Origin of the sequence: Bergeriella denitrificans NBRC 102155, from assembly GCF_001592185.1 — a bacterium.
GTDB classification, from domain to species: domain Bacteria; phylum Pseudomonadota; class Gammaproteobacteria; order Burkholderiales; family Neisseriaceae; genus Neisseria; species Neisseria denitrificans.
In genome coordinates this window covers 1-1,852 of the sequence record NZ_BCWL01000295.1, presented here as the reverse complement: position 1 = coordinate 1,852, position 1,852 = coordinate 1, and the positions used below count along the sequence as shown (strand labels likewise).

Here is a 1,852-nt window from a genome sequence, read left to right as displayed (position 1 = left end):
TTAAACGACGATATTTGCAAAACCATGAAATACCTTCTCTTACCCATCATCGCCGCCGCAGCCCTGTCCGGCTGCCAAAGCTATCAGGAAAACCAAAGCCGCCGCAGCAAGATGACGCAGTTTGTCTTAAACCACCCCGTTGCCGCCCAGGCCATCGGCGTGGAAAGCAACCGCTCCGCCAATATTTCCAGCAACGCCGCCCGCTTCGCCCTTCGTACCGGCCTTGACGACTCCGCCAACGGCGACGGCCGCGGCACGCAGGTCAACGCTGTGCGCCATACCTTGTGGCAGGCCGCGATTGCCGCTAAATTCGGCAGCGACATCGCCGAAAAAATCGGCAACGCCTACCAGCCCGAAATGGATGCCCGCGACGGTAAAAACGACTATTACAGCCGCCTGGCCGCCGATAACGCCGTTGATTTACGCAACAACCGCATCGGCCGCCAAATCGGCAGCAGCCAAGAAGACGCCGATATGAAAACGCTGGCGAAAAGCGTGTTATCGTATTACCGCGATACCGGGCTGTGGACGGCCGCGCAAACCCGTGGCGGCTGGCACGTCAGCCAAACCCGCTTAAGCGCCGCCGACTACCGCCGCGCGCTGGCCAACATCGAGCCGCTGAATTCAGACGGCATGACGGCCGACGAGCAGAGCCGCCACAAGCCGGATACCTTCCGCGAGATTAAGCAGTCCGTGCGCGCGCTGCGCCGGGTTGAAGACTAAGCCGCGCCGCGCCCTGCGGCTCGGCGGCATACAGAAAGGCCGCATCATGAATTTCCCCACCCGCTACGTTCCCCACAGCCGCCTGCGCCGCATGCGTAAAGACGACTTTTCCCGCCGCCTGATGCGCGAACACACCCTGACGGCAGACGATTTGATTTATCCCGTATTCGTATTGGAAGGTCACAATCAGGAAGAAGCCGTCCCCTCCATGCCCGGCGTGCTGCGCCAAAGCCTCGACAAGCTGCTGTTTACCGCCGAAGAAGCCCTGAAACTCGGCATCCCCATGCTGGCGCTGTTTCCCGTTGTCACCCGCAACAAAACCGAAACCGCCGAAGAAGCCTATAATCCCGAAGGCTTGGTGCCGACCGTTGTCCGCACCCTGCGCGAACAATTTCCCGAATTGGGCATCATGACCGACGTGGCTCTCGACCCCTACACCAGCCACGGCCAAGACGGCCTCACCGATGCACGCGGCTATGTGTTGAACGACGAAACCATCGACGTTTTGGTCAAACAAGTCCTGTGCCACGCCGAAGCCGGCGCGCAAGTCGTCGCCCCCTCCGATATGATGGACGGCCGCATTCTGGCCATCCGCGAAGCGCTGGAAGACGCCGGGCATATCCATACCCGCATCATGGCCTATTCCGCCAAATACGCATCCGCCTTTTACGGCCCGTTCCGCGATGCCGTCGGCAGCTCGGGCAACCTGGGCAAGGCCGACAAAAAAACCTACCAGATGGATCCGGCTAACAGCAACGAAGCCCTGCAGGAAGTCGCCCTCGACATCCAGGAAGGCGCGGATATGGTGATGGTCAAACCGGGCATGCCCTATCTCGACATCGTGCGCCGCGTGAAAGATGAATTCGGCGTACCCACCTACGCCTATCAGGTATCCGGCGAATACGCCATGCTGCAGGCCGCCATCGGCAACGGCTGGCTCGACGCGGAAAAAGTCATTTTGGAAAGCCTGCTGGCCTTTAAACGCGCCGGTGCAGATGGCATTCTGACTTATTACTCCATCGAAGCGGCCAAAATGCTGAAAAAATAAAGCGGTAAGCAGCCTTAATACATACCAAAGCCGTCTGAAAACTTGGTTTTTCAGACGGCTTTTTGCTGATGCGGTATCGAA

At 59.1% G+C, this 1,852-nt stretch carries 2 protein-coding genes; both read left to right on the top strand.

The window, feature by feature from the left end:
• Positions 1-24 precede the first annotated feature (24 nt).
• Positions 25-723: a DUF6973 domain-containing protein gene (locus BDE01S_RS10330; RefSeq protein ID WP_066081238.1), complete on the top strand. Its 699-nt coding sequence runs from the start codon at positions 25-27 to the stop codon at positions 721-723.
• A gap of 46 nt (positions 724-769) precedes the next feature.
• Positions 770-1,771, top strand: coding sequence for a porphobilinogen synthase (gene hemB, locus BDE01S_RS10325; protein WP_066081237.1), 1,002 nt, complete (start codon positions 770-772; stop codon positions 1,769-1,771).
• Positions 1,772-1,852 lie beyond the last annotated feature (81 nt).